The sequence below is a fragment of the Sphingobium limneticum genome (genome assembly GCF_008710155.1).
GTDB lineage: Bacteria > Pseudomonadota > Alphaproteobacteria > Sphingomonadales > Sphingomonadaceae > Sphingobium > Sphingobium limneticum.
Genome location: NZ_VYPZ01000001.1, coordinates 483,698 through 503,515, shown reverse-complemented (window position 1 = coordinate 503,515; position 19,818 = coordinate 483,698). Strand labels below are relative to the sequence as shown.

Genomic DNA, 19,818 nt, shown 5'->3' with positions numbered 1-19,818 from the left:
CCGGGCAGTTTAGCCCCCCGGCTAAACATGCCTGTCTCAGAAGGTGAAAATCTTGCCCGGATTGAACAGATTCTGCGGGTCCAAGGCCCGCTTGATGACGCGCATCAGGTCGACCGCCTCACCCAGTTCATCCACCAGGCAATGTTGTTTGCCAAGGCCGATGCCATGTTCGCCGGTGCAGGTGCCGTCCATCGCCAGCGCCCGGTCGACCAGCCGCTGGTTGATCGCTTCAACCTCCACCATCTCTTCCGGCGCGTTGGGATCGATGGAGAAGATGACGTGGAAATTGCCGTCGCCGACATGGCCCAATATCGTCGCGGGCAGGCTGGCCTTGTCCAGATCCTCGCGCGTTTGAGTGATGCATTCGGCGAGCCGGCTGATCGGTACGCACACGTCCGTCGCCCATCCGATCGCGCCGGGCCGCATGTTGACGGCGGCATAATAGGCCTCGTGCCGGGCCTTCCATAATTTGGAGCGTTGTTCGGGCAGGTTCGACCAGCGAAATTCACCCCCGCCATTCATGGCGGCGATTTCTTCCACTGTCCGAACCTGCTCGTCCACATAGGATTGCGACCCGTGGAACTCGAAGAACAGGGTGGTCAGCTCCGGATAGTCGAGCTTCGACCAGCGATTGACCGCGCGCATCTGCGCATCGTCCAATATCTCCACTCGCGCCAGCGGCACGCCGATCTGGATCGACTGCACCACCGTGTCGACCGCGCCCTGCAAGCTGTCGAAACTGCATACGGCCGAAGATATCGCTTCGGGGATGGCATGCAGGCGCAACGTCACTTCGGTGATGATGCCCAGCGTCCCTTCGCTGCCGATCATCAACCGGGTCAGGTCATAGCCGGCCGCAGACTTGCGCGCGCGCCGCGCCGTCCGGATGATCTTGCCGTCCAGCGTCACCACCTTCAGGCTCAGAATGGCTTCGCGCATCGTCCCGTAACGCACGGCATTCGTTCCTGAAGCTCGCGTGGCCGCCATGCCGCCGATGGTGGCGTTGGCCCCCGGATCGATCGGGAAGAACAGGCCCTGATCGCGCAGATGCTCGTTCAATTGTTCGCGCCGCACGCCCGCCTGCACGGTACAGTCGAAATCCTCCTGATTGACCTCAATAATGGCGTCCATCCGGCTGAGATCGATGGTGATTCCGCCCATGACCGGGATCGTGTTACCCTCGATCGAGGTACCCGCGCCGAAGGGGATGATCGGCACCCCCGCCCCCACGCACAGCTTGACGAGGGCCGCCACTTCCTCGGTCGTCGCGGCGAAGACCACCGCATCGGGCAGCACCGGCTCGAAATGGGCTTCGCTCTGGCCATGTTGCAGGCGGATCGCCTCCCCCGTGGCCAGCCGGTCCCCGACAAGGGCCCCGACCCGATCGAGGAAACCGTCCGGCAGGGGCTTGCGCGGCAGCAGGGGCGTGTGGGCGCTCATCGGATCAGAACTTGAAGCTGGCGCGGACGCCATAGCGGCGCAGATCGCCGATAATGCCCAGGTCCGATGCCGGCAGGCCGGCCAGCTGCAACGTCGTCTTTTCGATATAGGAGTCGAAATATTTCTTGTTGAACAGGTTGTTCCCGAACACCGCGAATTCGATGCCCTTCGCCGTGGCGAAGGTGATGGAACCGTTGACCACGGCATAGCCCTTCAGGAAAGTCGGCGTGGTCTGATTCAGCGTCGCGGCCAGCCGCTTGCTTTTGCCGTTCAGACTGGCGTTGAAGGTCAGCTTGTTGTCGCCCAGCGGCACGACATAGTCGCTGCTGATATTATAGAGCCAGTCGGGCTGGAAGGTCAGATGGTCGCTCGACAAGGTCCGGTTGGTGACGTCGGTATATTCCGAGGAGTCGACCAGCCGGGCGTGCATATAGGTCAGGCCGCTGGAGATGGTCCAATTGTCGGTCGGCCGCACCCGCGCTTCCAGCTCCGCGCCATAGCTATGGACATGGCCGGCATTGAGATCGACCGTCACCAGCCCGCCGGTGCTGCTCGGCGCGACGCTGTTCAGGCCGATATAATGTTTGTAATCGCTGAAGAAGATGTCACCCGACAGGCTGAAGGCGGACGTCGCATATTTTGTGCCCACTTCATAAGTCCAGGCGCTATCCCCTTGATAAGTACGGACCGGGGCCGTGGGCGCATTGAAGCCGCCACCGCGATAGCCGCGCGCGACCGAGGCGTAGGTCATCAGGCTGGGGTTCCAGTGCCGGGTGATCGACAGGCGCGGTTCCACCTCGTTTGATTTCAGGCGCGGCGCGCCCAATGCCCGGCGGCTCTCATGATCGTAACGCATGCCGAGCGCGACTTCCCAATCGCTGGTTGGCTTCCAGAAGACGGTGCCGAAGGCCGCATAAGTGTCCCCGACCCGATGGTCGGACGACGGCAGCACCAGGCCGAAGGGCACGATGGTGTTGGCGCCCGCCGCGTCGAACGTTTCGCGGCTGTAGAACAGGCCGAACAACGTCGAGAGTTGCTCATTCAGCGTGGTGTCGAACCGCAGTTCCACCGTCTTTGTGCGCAATTGATCCTTGCCGCTCGAACGGACGACATTGGCCGGGCCGAAATCGCCGTCGCTGTCGGGTGAATTGGTGTCGCGCGCATCATAAGCGGCGAGCAGCGTGACGCGGGTATCGATCGCCTCGATCGGCGCCTCGATCCGGGCATTGACGCCGCGATATTTATAGGTGGTGATGCCGGTCGTGTTGAAATTATTGTTGCGGGAATAATCGGTCGGGCCGCTGACCCAAGCATAGGGGACGTTGTGGCCCTTGATCCAGTCATAATAGCCGTTGACCGCGACCACCACCTCATTGCCCGGCGTGAAGCGCAGCGTACCGCTGACCGAATCCGTGTTCAGGCTGTTGCTGTGCCCGCCCACGGTGGTGTTGCGGATGAAGCCGTCCTGCTGGCGATGGGCGCCGCCGATGCGGATGGCCAGCTTGTCCTGTACGATCGGGGCGGACACGGAGCCGGACACCAGCCAGCTATTGTCCGGGCCGGCATAGCTGGCCGCGCCGCGCGCCTCGAAATCATTGCCGGGCTGGCGGGTGATGACGTTGATCGCGCCGCCCAGCGTATTCTTGCCATAAAGCGTCCCCTGCGGCCCGCGCAGCACCTCGATCCGCTCGACATCGAGCAGCGGGTTGTTGAGATAGGCGGTGTTGGGCCGATAGATGCCGTCGATAAACAGGCCCACGCCCGGCTGCACCGTCTGCACCAGCGTGACGCCGACGCCGCGGATCGACACGAAGGCGCGTCCCGCACCATCGCTGGAGATATTGAGGCCGGGCGACAAAGCAGCGGCTTCACGGACACTGTTGATATTCTGCCGTGCAAGGGTGTCGCCGCTGATCGCGGTCACCGCGACCGGCACGTCCAGCAGCGTTTCCTGTCGCTTGCGCGCGGTGACGATGATATCGGAATTGCCATCTGCCGTGGCGGCTGGCGCGCCCTGCGCCTGGGCTGCGGCGGGCAGGGACGCGGCGATCGCGACACCGGCAAATAGCATAGCCTTCAACTTCATCATTCTCTCCTCCCGCTGCCCGAGGGAATCATGTCCTTCGGATCTTATCTGGGCCTATCTGATAGGTACAGCTTTCAGATAGGTTTGGGGAGATAGTCGATTATGCCGTTCGGGTCGATCGCTTCGCCGATCGGATCGAGCTTTTATCTGTCCAACTCGCTGTCGCATTGGTTGCCCGGCATTTCTTGCACATCGTCATTGCGAGCGCAGCGAAGCAATCCACGTAGCGCTATGTGGATTGCTTCGCTGCGCTCGCAATGACGAAAGCTAGGTACGCAACGTTACCAGCAGCTATAGCCGCCATCCGCCAATACGATGCTGCCGGTCATCAGGCTGGCCGCGTCGGACGCGAGGAAGGCGACGACCGACGCCACTTCCTCCACCTCGCCCAGCCGGCCCATCGGCGTCGAATCGATCCAGCGCCGATACATAGGCCCTTCCTTGTCTGCGAACTCGTTGAGCGGCGTGCGGATATAGGTGGGCGCCACCGCATTGACCCGCACGCCCCGGTCGGCCCATTCCGCCGCCAGGCTCTTGGTCAGTTGATGCACCGCTGCCTTGGACGCATTATAATAGCTTTGCGGTTGCGGCCGGTTGACGATGAAGCCGCTCATCGACCCCACATTGACGATGCTGCCCCGCCCCCGCTTGAGCATGTGCCGACCAAAGGCACGGGCGCACCAGAAGGTGCCGTTCAGATTGACGTCCAGCACGTTTCGCCAATGGTCATCCGCGACCGCCTCCGCTGGCGTGTCGCTGCGCGCGATGCCGGCATTGTTGACGAGGATGTCGATCGCGCCCATCCGGTCTGCGATACCCGTTACCGCCTCGCTGTCGATCACGTCCATCACGACGCTTTCGGCATCCAGCCCTTTTGTCCGCAGGCTCGCGATTGCCGCGTCGATCTGCTCCAGCTTCAGGTCTGCGATCGTCACCGCCGCGCCCATTTCACCCAACGCCTCGACGCAGGCCAGGCCGATGCCGCTCGCCCCGCCGGTCACGAGTGCGCGTCGTCCATCCAGTTTCAATCGTTCCAGATACATGGGGTCAGTCCTTCAGGGCATGTAGGGCGCGGCGGGCATGGGCGCTTCCTGCACCGCCTCCCCCGCCGCGAGTTGATAGACCAGCCGGTCGTCTTGGGTGAACGGCGCCCAAGGCAGGCGGCCGTCGGTGGCGAAATCGACCCATATGCGATGCACGCTATCCGCCAGCGCCTGCGGCGGCGCCTCCCCGCACATCCCCTCCGGCCCGGTCACGCTGGCCAGCGTACCGAAGACGAAGGGCAGTTCCATGGCATGGGCCGCGCCCAGACCACCGAAGAGCGGCGATCGCCATGCGAACTCATACATATGGGTGCGCCCGCGATGCTCCTCGGCAAAGCGGCGAGCGGGCCAGCGAAAGACGAGATCGTGCATCGCATCGGTAAAGGCATGGCCGGGCTTCTTGCCAGCCGCCCCCATGCCATAGGCCCTGAGCAGCTTGCGCGCATGCGGCTGATGCTTGTGCACGAACCAGGTGGCGAGCAGCCGGCCGATCTTTTCCCGAACACCGGTAGGGATGAAATAAAGGTTCATCTCCTCTGCATTGGTGCCGATCAGCAGGTCGACCTCCGCCCCCACACCGACCTTCAATGCGGCGAGCGCCTTATGCGGCAGTACATCGTCGCCATGGACCGGGATGAAGCGACTGATGCCGAACACCGGCTCGCGCCCATCCTTGTCGCGCAGGTCGACCCGCGCCGTCGGCTGGCTGACCTTCTCGATCGCATCCAGCATATCGCCGGGCGCGATCGATCGGAAGCCGTCTGCGTCCGGCGAGATTCGCAGCCGCTTTGCCAGCGCTTTGACCAACCGCTGCGCCACACCGATATCGCGCGTCATCGCGCCATGGCCGCTTTGCACGATGGCCCGGCGAAACAAGCCTTTCGCCAGTGGCGAGGTGACGAGATTGGCGACCGACATGGCCCCGGCGGATTCGCCGAAGACGGTGACATTGGCCGGATCGCCGCCAAAGGCCGCGATATTGTCACGCACCCATTGCAGCGCGAAAATCTGGTCGCGCAGGCCAAGGTTGGTGGGGATGCCGGGAATGGGCAGAAAGCCTTCGACGCCGAGCCGGTAATTGATCGCCACCAGCAGAACGCCGTCGCGCGCAAAGGCGCTGCCATCCTGCACCGGCGCATCCTTGCTGCCGACCACGAAGCCGCCGCCATGGATGAAGACCATGACCGGCAGGCCCGTCATATCGCCGGCGGGCTTCCAGATATTGAGCGTCAGATAATCGTCGCCCGGGTTCCAGCCATTGCCCACCAGTGCCTCGACATCGACGCCAGGTACCGCGCGCACGCGTTGCGGCGCGGTGGCGCCCGGCTCCAGCGCATCCCGCACACCGCTCCACGCCGGCACCGGTTGCGGCAGGGCGAAGCGACGATCGCCGACCGGGGGCGCCGCATAGGGGACACTCAGGAAGCGGGCAACGCCGTCATGAACGGCGCCCCGCACCGGCCCAGCCACCGTGGGCACGATCATGTCCATCCATCCGCTCCTCTTCGCTTTGGGGCGCAGTTTAAAGCGGGACCAACGCATGGAGGAGCGAAATAGCTTTGCCGCGCGGCACGGCGACGCTGCTCAGCGGATGCGGCGAAGACGGTGGCTGCTCCTTCGCTAATGCAATTGACTTGCATCGGGCTGCTCGGCTACCCGGCCGAAGCACCCATGGAAATCGTCTGCATGCCCGCTTCTGTCCGATCCATTCCGGCCACATTCTGGACCCTGGCGGGTTGAGCAAGGCAGCCGCCCGTCCTGTGCGCAGCGGCTGGCGCTATCGCGCCAATGTCGCGCTGCGCACGCTGGCCGGGACGGTCGGCGCCTATGGCGTGGCGGCGTTGACGGCGGCGGCATTGGCCCGAACCCTGCCGATGGCGCGGGTGGAGGCGGTGACGATCGCGACACTGATCGCCTATCTGGTGGCGCCCGCCGTTACCATCTGGGCCTTTCTGGCGCGCGGACCATGGCGCGCGCTAGCCGGCGTGGGGATTGCGGCGCTGCTGCTGGGCGGCGTCGGCTGGATCGCAGGACAGCCGGCATGAGCGGAACGAGCGCCATGATCCGCGACGGGGCGCGGCAGGCGATGGCGTGGCTGCATGGCTGGACCGGGTTGCTGCTCGGCCATATCCTCTTCATCATGTGCCTTGCCGGCACGCTCAGCGTGTTCAGGCCGGAAATCAGTCGCTGGATGCGCCCGGAAGTCAGCGGGCAGTCTGATCCGATCCGCGCCATCAACGCCGCGACCAACTGGCTGTCGGCGAATACGACGGGGTCGGCCGGCTGGTATCTGGCCGCGCCCGATGGCCGCTCGAACGTGGTGGAGGCGACCTATGACAGCGGCGGCGCCTATTTCAGCCGCGCGCTCGATCCGCTGAGCGGTGCCCCCGTCGCGCGCGACACGCTGGGTGGCGAATTTTTCTATCGCCTGCATTTCGAACTGGAACTGCCCTATCCCTGGGGCCGGTTGCTCGCGTCGCTGGCGGCGATGCTGATGCTGGTGGCCATCATTACCGGCATCATCGCGCATAAGCGTTTCTTCAAGGATATCTTCACCTTCCGCCCGGCCAAGGGGCAACGCTCCTGGCTGGACGGCCATAATGCGCTGGGCGTCCTGTCCCTGCCCTTCCACATCATGATCACCTTTACCGGTCTGTTGACGCTGGCGTCGCTCAACATGCCCTGGGGCATGACGGCGGGCTATGGCGAGAATCTCATGGCGCTCTACAGCGACCTGACCCCCGGCGCGGTAACGAAGGCGCCGACCGGAACCAAGGCGCCGCTCGCCCCTATCGGCCCGATGCTGGCGCAAGCGCAGCGCCATTTCGCCGGCGCACCGGTGGGCCGGGTCTATATCTTCAATCCGGGTGACACAGGTGCGGTGGTGACCGTCTATCCGGTCGAAACCGCGTCGATCGGCTATCTGCCTGCCGAAATCAGCTTCGACGGCGCTACGGGCACAGTGCTGAAGGCCTGGACGGAGCAACGCCCGGCCATCCGCACCTACCAGACCATATACGGCCTGCACATGGCGCATTTCGCGCCGCTCCTGACCCGCTGGCTCTATTTCCTGGGCGGCGCGATGCTGACGTTGGCGGTTGCGAGCGGGATGGTTCTATGGATCGTCAAGCGGCGCGAGCGGGCGCCATTGTCGATCGGCAACCGGATGCTGGAACGGCTGAACGTCGGTGGCCTTGTGGGCGTCCCGATCGGCATGGTGGCCTTCCTCGTCGCCAATCGCCTGCTGCCTTTGGGCATGACCGCGCGGGCCGAAGCCGAAGTATCGGTTGCCTTGTGGAGCGCAGGCGCGGCGCTGTTGCTGGGCCTTGCCCTCACGCCGAAGCTGGGCTGGCCGTTGCTGCTCGGCCTGTTGTCGCTGCTCTGCGTGCTGGCCGCCTTTCTGGCGCCGATCTGGGCGAGCGATGTCATGCTGGTGACAGGCAACGCTATGCTGATGGCGACGGCGGTGGCGCTCGGTCTGCTGGTGTGGAAACATATCCGCCGCCGCAGTGCGCCCACCCCGGTTCGCCGCAGGGTGGTGCCAGCATGATGCTGACCGCCGGCCTGCTCTATCTATCCCTGTTCGCGCTGGCGGCGCGGATGCAGCGGCATCGCCCGCTTCTACTGACGACATGGCAGAAACGGCCCTTCGTCGCCCATCTGGAACTGGCAGGCTGGACCTTGTTCGGCTTGTCGCTGCTCAGCCTGTGTTTGTGGCAGGATAGCGGCATGGCGCTGGTCGCCTGGATCGGATTGCTGCCGCTGCTCGGCGGGATCCTGTTGCTGGGCATGACCTATCGCCCGGCGATCCCCCGCGCCGGTGTCCCGATTGCCGGCCTGCTGCTGGTCGCGGGTCTGCTGGTCTAACCCTTCATGTCGATGGTGGCGATAAGGCCGCCATCCTCGGCGTTGCGCAGCCGCACGGACGCCTCGAAACTCATCGCCAGCGACCGGCTGATGGTGAGGCCAATACCGGTACCATGGCGGCCACCCGGCTGGCTGCTGGGTCCGCGCGTGAAGGGTTCGAACATCTGGTCGAGCTGGTCGGCGGGAATGCCGGGGCCATGATCGCGCACATGGATCAACAGCCGTCCACCGGTTCGGGCGCAACTGATTTCCGCGCTGCCGCCATATCTGACGGCGTTATCGACCAGATTGGCGATGCAGCGGGTCAGCGCATTGGGCTTCACCCGCACGGTGCCGCCGCATCCGGTCAGGAAGCGCACCGGCGCACCCAGTTCCTCGGCATCCTCGGCTATGCTGGTCAGCAGGGAATCGATGTCGAGCGAAGACCATTCCTCTCGAGCCTCTATGCTGCTGGCCAGATCCAGCCCTTCGCGCACCAGCGTCTGCATCGCCTGATGATCGGCCAGCAGGCGCGCGCGCAACTCCTCATTCTCCACCAGTTCCAGCCGCAACCGCAGCCGGGTAAGCGGTGTCTGGAGATCATGGCTGATCGCGGCCAGCAATTGCGTGCGTTCGGCAAAGCCTGCGCGAGCGCGGCGCTGCATCAGGTTGAAGGTGGAAAGCGCCGCGCGCACTTCCTCCGGCCCCTTCTCCGGAATTTCCTCCGGATCGAGCGACACGGAAAATGCTTCCGCCGCCTGCTCCAGACGGCGAAGCGGTTTCGACACGATACGACCCACCAATATGGCCAGCCCCGCCGACGATGCGATGATGACGATCAGATAGAGCGGATTGAAGACGGTGCTGGGCGGCTTCGCCATGCGCGGGAAGCTGAGCGCGATCGCCCGCCTTTGTCCGATCCCGTCGGTATAGCGGATGACCCAACAGTCCGGACGCGGCGCGTCGACCAGCCCGGCCAGCAACTCCTTCGTCTTGTAGCGATCGGGATAGCAAAGGCCGATCGGCACCTGCCCCGCTTCGGGTTGCGATTGCGGTCCCAGGCGCGATTGCAGCAGGGTTTCGAGGTCGGCATCCTGTTCGTTCAGGCTGATGCCTTCCGGCGCTGGGGAGGCGCCGATGATATTATGCGTGGCCATCATCGTCTCGATCCGCCGTGGATCACGGCGAAAGCGCTCCGCGACATCGAGCGCGCTGGCCAGCACGCGCTGGCGACGGATGCGCTCGAAATCATGATGCCGGGTCTGTTCCGCCACCAGCAGAGCCACGATCGCCGCGACCGACATGCCCAGCGTCAGGATCAGGAAAATCTGCCCCGCCATCGATCGGAAGAAGCTGCGGGCGCGCCCGATCGCCGTCCGGATCATGAATGGTCCACCGTGCAGGCCAGGACATAGCCTTCGCCACGCACCGTCAGGATCAGGTCTTCGCCACCCGGCAGCGTCGCCAGCTTGTGCCGCAGCCGGCTGATCTGAAGGTCGATCGACCGGTCGAACGCGGCGGTGGCGCGGCGTTCGGGGAGCAGCGTCTCCCGGTCCAGCACGATATTGGGTTCATCGATGAAGCGGCTGAGCAAGCGAAATTCGGCAGAAGACAGCATCACCAGCCGGTCGTCCGGCGCGATCAGCCGCCGCTGTACCATATCGACCCGCCACGGGCCGATATGGGCGTAGCGCATGGTCGCGGCGGGGCGTGTGGTCGGGCCTGTTCGCGCCCGGCGCAGCAGATTGCGGATGCGGACCAGCAATTCGCGCGGCTCGAACGGCTTGGTCAGATAGTCGTCCGCGCCCAATTCCAGCCCCAATACCCGGTCGATCGCACTGCCCCGCGCCGTCACCATGATGATCTGCACGTCCGACCCGTCCGCCCGCAGTTCGCGGCATAGCGAAAGGCCGTCGCCATCGGGCAGGTTGAGGTCGAGGACGATCAGGTCGACATCCTCGTCGCGCAGCGTCTGGCGCAGTTCGGCAAGGTTGGCGGCGGCCAGCAGCCGGTAATTTTCCTGCCGCAACTGGCCCACGATCAGGTCGCGAATATCGGCGTCGTCATCGACCACCAGTACGGTGGCGGGACGGAAGGAGGATGCATCGGCCATGCCCCGTCCTAACGCGCGATCCTTTAAAAGTCTGCGCCTCTTCGCCGCTGATACAGGCCGATACAAAGCGATACGCAGAAGTGCGGATCGGCAACTTATCGTGGCAATTGGAAAATAACTCGCTCTATCATGTGACGGACAAAGCCGCGATGAGGACGCTGTCGGCCTCCCCCGCCGACACAAGAGAGTCCTTGCGATGCCTGTCCCTGCCATCTTGGTCGGGATCCGGTACAGCGGGCCGCCCGATCGCGCACATCCCCTCCCTCCCCCTTGTGCGTCCGGGACGGTTTCACCGTTGCGCCGGTGGGCATCGCAGGGGCCAGTCAGACCCGTCGACGAGGATGAACGTTCAGCCATGCCTATCGCCACCCTGCATATTCTTCGGGTCGCTCCCATCGCTCTGGCGTTCAGCCTTGCGGCATGCGGACAGCAAAAGCCGCCGGAAAAGGGGCCGGTGGAAGTAGGCGTCGTGACGCTGACGGCGCAGAACACCACGGTGTCGAGCGAACTGCCCGGCCGCACCGTGTCCACCATGATGTCGGAAGTGCGTCCGCAGGTGGCGGGCCTGATCCAGAAGCGCTTCTTTACCGAAGGCGCGATGGTGACCGCCGGCCAGCCGCTCTATCAGATCGACGCGCGTCTTTATCGCGCATCGCGGGACGAGGCGCAGGCCAGTCTGGCGAGCGCGCAGGCAACCGCCGTGGCGGCTCAGGCGAAGGCGCAGCGCTATCGCACGCTGGGCGACACCGAAGCGGTCAGCGCGCAGGATCGCGACGATGTGATCGCCACCGCGCGGCAGGCGCAGGCCGCGGTACAGCAGGCCCGCGCCAGCCTTCAGACGAACAGCGTCAACCTGGACTTCACGCTGGTGCGTGCGCCGATCAGCGGACGCATCGGCCGCACGCTCTTCACGCCCGGCGCGTTGGTGACGACCAGCCAGGCCGATCCGCTGACCACGATCCAGCAACTCGACCCCATCTATGTCGACGTGACCCAGTCCAGTTCGCAGATATTGGCGCTGCGCCGATCGCTGGCGGCGGGCAAGACCTTGCCGGCCAGCGCGACCATCCGGCTGAAGCTGGACGATGGCAGCGACTATCCGCAGGAAGGCCGGATGGAATTTGCCGAACCGATCGTGGACGTGAACAGCGGCACGGTGACATTGCGTGCCCGCTTTCCGAATCCCGACGGCCTGCTGATGCCCGGCATGTTCGTGCGCGTGGTCGCGCCGCAATCGGTGGTGCCCGGCGCGATTCTCGCCCCGCAACAGGGTATCAGCCGCGATCCCAAGGGCAACGCCACCGCGCTGGTCGTGAACAAGGCGAATAAGGTCGAACGCCGCACCGTCACCGCCGCACAGGCGATCGGCGACAAATGGCTGATCACGGCGGGCCTCAAGGCCGGCGACCGGCTGATCGTGGAGGGCACCGACAAAGTGCAGCCCGACGCCGTCGTCAAGCCCGTCGCCGTCAAGTCGACGAAGTAGGAGCCGTCCCTTGTTGAGCCGCTATTTCATCGAACGTCCGATCTTCGCCTGGGTCATCGCCATCGGCATCATGCTGGCGGGCCTGGGGGCGATGCTGTCGCTGCCGATCGCCCAATATCCCGATATTGCCCCACCCGGCGTCGGCATCAGCGCGACCTATCCCGGCGCGTCGGCCGAAACCGTGGAAACCAGCGTCACGCAGGTGCTGGAACAGCAACTGACCGGCATTGACGGCCTGATGTATTTCTCTTCCTCGTCCACCGCGACGGGGCAGGCGCGCATCACCGTCACCTTCCAGAAGGGCACCGATCCAGACACCGCGCAGGTGCAGGTGCAGAACCGGGTGCAGCAGGCATTGAGCCGCCTGCCCAATGCGGTGCAGCAGCAGGGCCTGTCCGTCACCAAGCAGCAGACCGACTTCCTGATGCTGGTCGGCCTCTATGACGAGACGGATAGCGCGACGCAGGCGGACATCGCCGACTATCTGGTCAATAATTTCCAGGATCCGATCGCGCGTATCGACGGCATCGGCGCGACCCAGATTTTCGGGTCGCAATATGCGATGCGGGTGTGGCTGGACCCCTATAAGCTGGCCGCCGTCAAGCTGATGCCGTCCGACGTCCAAACCGCGATCCGCGCACAGAATGTCGAAGTGTCCGCCGGCCAGATCGGCGCCGACCCCGCACCCGCCAACCAGCAGATCAACGCCACGGTGACGGCGCGGGCACGCCTCCAGACGCCGGAGCAATTCCGCAATATCATCGTCAAGACGCAGACCGACGGGTCGATCGTCCATCTGTCCGATGTGGCGCGGGTGGAACTGGGCAATGAAAGCTACAGCACGGCGGCGCGGCTGAACGGCCATCCGGCCTCGGGCGTCGCGTTGCAGCTGGCGCCGGGCGCCGACGCGCTCAAGACCGCCGAACTGGTCAAGGCCAAGGTTGCCGAACTCTCGTCCAGCCTGCCGCATGGCTACAAGGTCGTCTATCCGCGCGACACCACCCCCTTCATCAAGCTGTCGGTCGAGGAGGTCATCAAGACCCTGCTCGAAGCGGTCGCGCTGGTCGTGGTGGTGATGTTCGTCTTCCTGCAAAGCTGGCGCGCGACCTTGGTGCCCGCCATCGCCGTGCCGGTGGTGCTTCTCGGCACCTTCGGCATCCTCGCTTTGTTCGGCTATTCGATCAACACATTGACGCTGTTCGGCATGGTGCTGTCCATCGGCCTGCTGGTCGACGACGCGATCGTCGTGGTCGAAAATGTCGAGCGCATCATGGAGGAGGAAGGGCTTTCCCCGCGCGAGGCGACGATCAAGTCGATGGAGGAGATCGGCAGCGCGCTGGTCGGCATCGCTCTGGTCCTGTCCGCCGTGCTGCTGCCCATGGCCTTTTTCGGTGGGTCGACCGGCGTCATCTACCGCCAATTCTCCATCACCATCGTGTCGTCCATGCTGCTCTCGGTGGTCGTCGCGCTGATCCTGTCGCCCGCGCTCTGCGCCACCCTCCTCAAACCCGCGAGCGAGGAGCATCGCGACAAGGGATGGGCCGGCAAGTTCAATCGCTGGTTCGAGCGGATGACGAACGGCTATGTCCGCCGCACCGAGCAGGTGATGGGCCGGCGCAAGCTGTTCTGGGGCGTCTATATCCTGATATTGGGCCTGCTGGTGCTGGTCTTCGTGCGCCTGCCGTCCAGCTTCCTGCCGGTCGAGGATCAGGGACAGGTCATGGTGCAGGTCACCCTGCCCGCTGGTGCCAAGTCCAGCCGCACCGCTGCCGTCATCGACCAGGTGCAGAATTATTTCCTGAATGACGAAAAGGACAATGTCGCCTTCGCCTTCATCATGACCGGCTTCAGCTTCCAGGGTCAGGGTGAGAATGTGGGGCAAGGCTTCATCAACCTGTCGCCCTGGGACGATCGCAAGGGGGCGGCGAACAATGCGACGGCGATTGCCGGCCGCGCCACCAAGCAACTGGCGGCGATCCGCGATGCCAAGGTGCTGGGCATGACCCCGCCGGCCATTCGCGGCCTCGGCCAGTCGAACGGCTTCACCTTCGAACTGCTCAATAATGGCAGCCTCAGCCGCGCACGCTTCCTGGAGTTGCGCAACCAGCTGATCGAAGCGGCATCGAAAGATCCGATGCTGGCAGGCGTCCGTGCCGCCTCGCTGGAGGATACGCCGCAGCTCAAGGTCGATATCGACAATGAGAAGCTGGCCGTGCTGGGCCTGACCCAGGCCAATGTCGATGCGGTCCTCAGCTCCGCCTGGGGCAGCACTTATGTCAACGACTTCGTCGATCGCGGCCGCGTGAAGCGCGTCTATATGCAGGCCGATGCGCCCTATCGTGCGTTGCCCACCGATATCGACAATTGGATGGTGCGATCGACCGGCACCGGCGAAATGGTGCCCTTCTCCGCCTTTGCGACGACGCACTGGACCATGGGGCCAAGCACGATGTCGCGTTTCAATGGCCTGTCCTCCTTCGAAATACAGGGACAAGCAGGTGCAGGCGCCAGTTCCGGCGACGCGATGGACCGGATCGTCGAACTGCAAAAGCAACTGCCTGCCGGCACCAGCTACGCCTGGAGCGGCCTGTCCTATCAGGAGCAACTATCCGGTGGTCAGGCACCCCTTCTCTACGGCCTGTCGGTGCTGGTGGTCTTCCTCTGCCTCGCTGCCCTTTATGAAAGCTGGTCGATCCCGCTCGCCGTCCTGCTGGTCATTCCCTTGGGTCTGATCGGCGCGGTATTGGCCGTATGGGCGCGAGGCCTGGAGAATAATATCTTCTTCCAGGTCGGTCTGCTGACCACCATGGGGCTGGCCGCAAAGAACGCGATCCTGATCGTCGAATTTGCCGAACTGGCCCACAAACAGGGCAAGGATGCGTGGACATCCGCGCTGGAGGCGGCGCGACTGCGCTTCCGCCCGATCCTGATGACGTCGCTGGCCTTCATCGCCGGCGTCATCCCGCTGGCGATCGCCACTGGCGCCGGCGCCCAGAGTCGCGTCGCGATCGGCACGGCGGTGATCGGCGGCATGACGACCGCGACGGTGCTCGCGATCTTCTACGTGCCGCTCTTCTTCCTCACCATCGCCCGCCTGTTCGGCAGCGACAAGACCAAGTCCACGCCGCCTGCCCCGGCGCCCGACGCAGGAGTCCCGGCATGATGCGCGCTTTCCTCTCCGCCGCGTCGCTGCTGGTGCTGGCCGGCTGTAACATGGCGCCAAATTACGTGCGCCCGGCGATGCCGGTGCCGGCCAACCTGCCGAGCGGGGTAGCCTATGCCCCAGTTCAGGCCGGCGCCAAGGCAGGCCTGCCCTGGACGCAACTGGTCAGCGACACGCGGCTGCATACGGTCATCGAACGGGCACTGGCCAATAATCGCGACCTGCGCGTGGCGATCGCCAACATCCAGTCGGCACGGGCGCAATATAAGGTGCAGCGCGCCGCCCAATTGCCGACGCTCACTGCCGATGCGGCGGCCAGCTTCAGCCGGCAGAATGACAATCGCCAGAACAGCTATAGCGCCGACCTTGGCTTCAGCGCGTTCGAGATCGACCTGTTCGGCCGGGTGCGCAACCTGACGCAATCGGCGCTGGAAACCTATCTGGCGACCGAGGAAGGCGCGCGATCCACGCGCATCACCCTGATCGCCGAAACCGCAACCGCCTATGCGACATTGGCGGCGGATCAGGAATTGCTGGCCCTGTCGCGCGAGACGCAGGCCAGTGCGCAGCGCACGCTGGACCTTACAAGGTCGCTCAACGTCGCCGGGCTGGCGGGCAAGCTGGACGTGCATCAGGCCGAAACCATAGTGGAGCAGGCCGCGTCGGATGTCGCCGCCAATATCACGCAGGTCGCGCAGGATCGCAACGCGCTCGACCTGCTGGTCGGCGCACCGGTAGAGGACGCGCTGCTGCCCCAGTCGCTCGACGGTGTGATCGCGGGCATCGCGAAGGTGCCGGCGGGCCTCACCTCCGACATACTTCTCCAGCGCCCCGACGTGCTGCAGGCCGAACATCAGTTGAAGGCCGCCAATGCCGATATCGGGGCGGCACGCGCCGCGATGTTCCCGACCATCAGCCTGACGTCGGCGATCGGGGTGGCCAGTTCGGCGCTGTCGTCGCTCTTCACCGGCAGCGGCTTTGCCTGGTCGGCCAGCCCGTCCGCCAGACTGCCCATCTTCGGCGGCCCCAATCGCGGCAATCTGGACTATAGCAAGGCGCAGCGTGACCTGTACGTCGCCCAATATGAGAAGGCGGTGCAGACCGCGTTTCAGGAGGTCGCAGACGGCCTTGCGCGGGCCGGTACGATCGACGCGCAGCAGGCGGCGCAGCGCCGGCTGGTGATGGCCAGCCAGCGCGCCTATGATCTGGCGGATCAGCGCTATCGGTCGGGGATCGATACCTTCCTGACGGCGCTTACCAGCCAGCGCGCACTTTATGGCGCGCGCCAGTCGGCTATTGCCACGGACCTGGCGCTGGTGAGTAATCGCGTGCTGCTCTATCGGGTGATCGGCGCCGATCAGTAAGCGTCGATCGCGTCTCTCTCCCTCTTTTCCGGCGCTGCGAATCTGTTATGCTGCGCTGATAATAAGGGAGAGGAACCATGCTGCTACTGGCACGGTGTCTGGATTGGTTTTGCCAATTATTTGCGTCGGGCGCGCAGGACGAAGTGCGCCTTAACCAGTTGATCTCACGCTGCGGCGCGCGAGAGCATCGGCATCGCTGACGGCAGGCCGGCCGATCCCGCACGGATCGGCCCGACTCCGGCCAGAACGGCTTTGATCAGCGGCGTTCGGTCAATGCCAGACGCTTGGCCGTGGTCAGCGTCTGCTTGATGAACAGCAATACCAAGATCGCGCCGACGATACCCACGAACAGATCGAAACCCGACACGGCACCAAACAGGCCCGGTGCATAGCCCAGCATCATCATCGCGATGGTCAATCCGATCAGCAGCAGCCGTAATTCGGTGGGCCCGGCGGCCAGATAGGATAGTTTGAACTCGCCCAATACGCGCGCCGACAGATAGGCGTGAATGGACAGCAAGAGATAGCCGGCCAGCGCCACCAGCGCGACGTCCATGCGAATATAGGGGCTGGCGCCCATGCCAGCGAGGATCAGCAAGGTCGCAAGGCCATCGCAGCTATGGTCGATGAAATAGCCGTAGGACGGACGCTCGATCTTGCGATGACGCGCCAGGCTGCCGTCCATGGAATCGCCGAACCACTGGATTGCATAGCCGGCAATGGCCAGCCACAGCCAGTCGACACCCCAGTTGCTGGCGGCATAGCCGGCGAAGATGGCGAAGGCGCCGACCATGCCGAACCCGGTCAGCAGATCGGGCGTGACCCAGCGTGGCATGCGGGCGCACAGCCAGTTAAGCAGGTGACGTTCCCCTACGGCCAGCACATTTTGCTGGATACGGGCGATGGGCGGGGCCGTTGGGCCGGATGGCAATGACATGGGGCTTTATGACGGAAGCATGACATTAACACAATATTCGTTGCACCGCACCACGGATAGGCCATTGCCTCCCACTTTGCTTCGCGGGCAAAGGCGGCGTACGGGACGGGACGTCTCGCGGAGGATATGATGAGCAAGGACAGGCCCCAGGATCTGCGCGATATAGTAGAGCGCATGGAGCAGCGACCGTCCAACCCGGTGCGGCGCGCGCGGCTGATGGTCGAACAGGAAGTGCCGCCTGCCCGGCGCGGTCCAGGCTGGGACCGGCATTGGCGCGAACTGGAGGCTTATCTGGACGAAGGCGTCACATGGCGCATGCCCCAGGGGCTGGATGACAGCCCAGCAGAAGCGGACAAAAAAAGGGCCGATCCGAAGACCAGCCCTGAAAGTTTTTAGGAGAGGATGCCTGAAAGGCACATTTCTTGTGACCGACCTGTCATTTTTCCGCAAGTGCGAACGATATGCTCGCGGTTGCAAAAATTGCATGCGTAGCGCGATGCAACGCTTTCCGTAACGGAAGCCATGGTGGCGCGCGACGCTTCGGCTGGGTTTGGAAGCGGGTTGCGCTCTGCGACTCGGCCTGTCCTACACCGCCCCCGCTCGCTATAAGGACGGGCGTGAGGCCGGAACGCCTCACGCAACATGATGTCCTATTTGGGATCGGAAATATCAGGATAAGCGGGAAATGTGCGAAGTTAAGCGGACCTCATCCGATCTCATGCCTTGATCCGCAGGGTCGCCAATGCGGCCAGCAACAGCGTTACCGCAGCAAAGGCCATGGTCCAGATCGGATCGCCGGGGAAGAACGCCTTCATGATCGACCCCATGGCGGTGGCGACCAGCAGCTGCGGCACCACGACGAAGATGTTGAATACGCCCATATAGACGCCCAGCTTCGCCTGCGGCAGGCTGGAGGCCAGCATCGCATAGGGCATGGCGAGGATAGACGCCCAGGCGATGCCGATCCCTATTTCGCTCAGGAGCAGCAGGTCGGGATCGCGCAGGACAAGGAAACTGCCAAATCCAGCCGCGCCCGCGACCAGGCACAGCGCATGGGTCCGCGCCTTGCCGATCCGCGCCGCAATCCAGGGCAGCAGCGTGAGGGCCGCGACGGCGGCAACGCCATTATAGACGGAAAACAACACCCCCACCCAATTGCCGCCGGCCTGATAGGCGGCGCTGGCGGGGTCGGCCGATCCGAACATATATTGGGCGACCACCGGGGTGGTGTGAATCCACATGATGAATAGCGCCGACCAGCTGAAGAACTGGATCAGGGCCAGCCGGCGCATGATCGGCGGCATCCCGCCGATGTCGCCGACGATATGGGCCAGCATATTGCCACCCCGCCCGGCTCGCGCCAGCAGGATCGCGGTCAGGCTGGCCAGGCCATAGCCCGCGAGCAAGGCGCCCAGCAGATAGACCTCTTTTTCCATGCCCGCCAAATCGACCAGCAGCGCGACGATCAGGCCCGCACCGATCCAGACGAAGCACGGGGCGATGGCTCGTCTCGACAGATCGGGCGCTGCCGGGTGCGCTTCTTCCGCATCGGCAAAGGCGCGCATGTCGTCCGGTGAATATTCCCGCGTCGTAACCACCGTCCACAGCACCGCCGCGAACAACGCCGCGCCGCCCGCCCAAAAGCTGAAGCGCACCGTGTCCGGCACCTGCCCCGCTGGCGCGACATTGGCGACGCCCAGATGGTCGAGCAGCCAGGGGAAAAGCGATCCCACGACCGCGCCGGCTCCGATGAAAGCGGTCTGCACGGCGTAGCCTAACGTATGCTGGTCCTTGCGCAGCATGTCGCCGACAAAGGCGCGGAACGGCTCCATCGAGATATTGAGGCTGGCGTCCAGCAGCCAGAGCAGCAGCGCCGCCATCAGTAGCCCGTCGCTCTGCGGCATGCCCAGCAACGCCAGCGCTGAAAGGATGGCGCCCAGCAGAAAATAGGGACGCCGGCGGCCGAGACGGCCGAGCCAGGTACGATCGGACAGATGGCCGATGATCGGCTGCACCAGCAGGCCGGTCAGCGGCGCCGCGATCCACAGGACCGACAGATTGTCGATGCTGGAGCCGAGCGACTGGAAAACGCGGCTCATATTGGCATTTTGCAGCGCAAAGCCGATCTGGATGCCGAAAAAGCCGAAACTGATATTCCACAATCCGGCAAAGCCTTGTTTCGGCTTGTCCATGCCCATCCGTCCCCTCCTGCCGCGCACCGAACGGGCGTTCCGTCAGATACATCGAACCCGCATCGCTGCCATGACCCGCCCCGCCGGACAAGTGCGCATACGAATACGCCAGCATCGTCTCTGCAACAAAGAAGCTGACAAAAGGTCC

General features: G+C 64.2%; 15 protein-coding genes. 7 read left to right on the top strand and 8 right to left on the bottom strand.

Annotated features, from left to right (window positions below):
- Positions 1–36 precede the first annotated feature (36 nt).
- The 4 genes from F4U94_RS01940 to F4U94_RS01925 form a co-directional block, all read right to left on the bottom strand.
- Positions 37–1,440, bottom strand: coding sequence for an FAD-binding oxidoreductase (locus tag F4U94_RS01940; RefSeq protein ID WP_120253008.1), 1,404 nt, complete (start codon positions 1,438–1,440; stop codon positions 37–39).
- 4 nt (positions 1,441–1,444) lie between these two features.
- Entirely contained in the window at positions 1,445–3,529 is a 2,085-nt protein-coding gene (locus F4U94_RS01935; protein ID WP_232016230.1) for a TonB-dependent receptor, read from the bottom strand.
- A 278-nt stretch (positions 3,530–3,807) separates the two neighbouring features.
- On the bottom strand, positions 3,808–4,569 hold the full coding sequence (locus tag F4U94_RS01930; RefSeq protein WP_120253009.1) for an SDR family NAD(P)-dependent oxidoreductase: 762 nt from the start codon (positions 4,567–4,569) through the stop codon (positions 3,808–3,810).
- A 12-nt stretch (positions 4,570–4,581) separates the two neighbouring features.
- Entirely contained in the window at positions 4,582–6,060 is a 1,479-nt protein-coding gene (locus F4U94_RS01925) for a carboxylesterase/lipase family protein (RefSeq protein ID WP_120253010.1), read from the bottom strand.
- A 245-nt stretch (positions 6,061–6,305) separates the two neighbouring features.
- Here F4U94_RS01925 and F4U94_RS01920 point away from each other — a divergent pair, with 245 nt between their 5' ends.
- Genes F4U94_RS01920 through F4U94_RS01910 form a run of 3 tightly spaced genes read left to right on the top strand, consistent with a single transcriptional unit; the run spans position 6,306 to position 8,436 of the window.
- Positions 6,306–6,614 carry a ketohydroxyglutarate aldolase gene (locus tag F4U94_RS01920; protein ID WP_120253011.1) on the top strand — a complete coding sequence of 103 codons (309 nt, stop codon included), beginning with the start codon at positions 6,306–6,308 and terminating at the stop codon, positions 6,612–6,614.
- A complete protein-coding gene (locus F4U94_RS01915; RefSeq protein WP_120253012.1) occupies positions 6,611–8,119 on the top strand; it encodes a PepSY-associated TM helix domain-containing protein in 1,509 nt (502 codons plus the stop codon). The genes F4U94_RS01920 and F4U94_RS01915 overlap by 4 nt, the downstream gene beginning before the upstream one ends.
- Positions 8,116–8,436, top strand: coding sequence for a DUF3325 family protein (locus F4U94_RS01910; RefSeq protein ID WP_120253013.1), 321 nt, complete (start codon positions 8,116–8,118; stop codon positions 8,434–8,436). Before F4U94_RS01915 ends, F4U94_RS01910 begins: the two co-directional genes overlap by 4 nt.
- Here the strand turns inward: F4U94_RS01910 and F4U94_RS01905 are convergent.
- Positions 8,433–9,800, bottom strand: coding sequence for an ATP-binding protein (locus F4U94_RS01905; protein ID WP_120253014.1), 1,368 nt, complete (start codon positions 9,798–9,800; stop codon positions 8,433–8,435). The genes F4U94_RS01910 and F4U94_RS01905 overlap by 4 nt on opposite strands.
- The gene (locus F4U94_RS01900; protein WP_120253015.1) at positions 9,797–10,528 is read right to left on the bottom strand and encodes a response regulator; all 732 of its coding nucleotides are present in this window, start codon (positions 10,526–10,528) and stop codon (positions 9,797–9,799) included. The genes F4U94_RS01905 and F4U94_RS01900 overlap by 4 nt, the downstream gene beginning before the upstream one ends.
- 355 nt (positions 10,529–10,883) lie before the next feature.
- Here F4U94_RS01900 and F4U94_RS01895 point away from each other — a divergent pair, with 355 nt between their 5' ends.
- From F4U94_RS01895 to F4U94_RS01885, 3 genes are read left to right on the top strand one after another with little or no spacing between them, the layout of a single operon-like run.
- Entirely contained in the window at positions 10,884–12,014 is a 1,131-nt protein-coding gene (locus F4U94_RS01895; protein WP_172598871.1) for an efflux RND transporter periplasmic adaptor subunit, read from the top strand.
- 10 nt (positions 12,015–12,024) lie between these two features.
- A complete protein-coding gene (locus F4U94_RS01890; protein ID WP_120253016.1) occupies positions 12,025–15,177 on the top strand; it encodes an efflux RND transporter permease subunit in 3,153 nt (1,050 codons plus the stop codon).
- A complete protein-coding gene (locus F4U94_RS01885) occupies positions 15,174–16,541 on the top strand; it encodes an efflux transporter outer membrane subunit (protein WP_120253017.1) in 1,368 nt (455 codons plus the stop codon). The genes F4U94_RS01890 and F4U94_RS01885 overlap by 4 nt, the downstream gene beginning before the upstream one ends.
- A gap of 256 nt (positions 16,542–16,797) precedes the next feature.
- On the opposite strand, the gene F4U94_RS01880 is transcribed toward F4U94_RS01885, so the two are convergent.
- A complete protein-coding gene (locus F4U94_RS01880) occupies positions 16,798–17,478 on the bottom strand; it encodes a CDP-alcohol phosphatidyltransferase family protein (RefSeq protein WP_120253018.1) in 681 nt (226 codons plus the stop codon).
- Positions 17,479–17,604: 126 nt separating this feature from the next.
- Between F4U94_RS01880 and F4U94_RS01875 the strand changes: the two genes are divergently transcribed.
- On the top strand, positions 17,605–17,874 hold the full coding sequence (locus F4U94_RS01875) for a hypothetical protein (RefSeq protein ID WP_172598840.1): 270 nt from the start codon (positions 17,605–17,607) through the stop codon (positions 17,872–17,874).
- 320 nt (positions 17,875–18,194) lie between these two features.
- Here the strand turns inward: F4U94_RS01875 and F4U94_RS01870 are convergent, their stop codons facing one another.
- Positions 18,195–19,670 carry an MFS transporter gene (locus tag F4U94_RS01870; protein ID WP_120253550.1) on the bottom strand — a complete coding sequence of 492 codons (1,476 nt, stop codon included), beginning with the start codon at positions 19,668–19,670 and terminating at the stop codon, positions 18,195–18,197.
- Positions 19,671–19,818 lie beyond the last annotated feature (148 nt).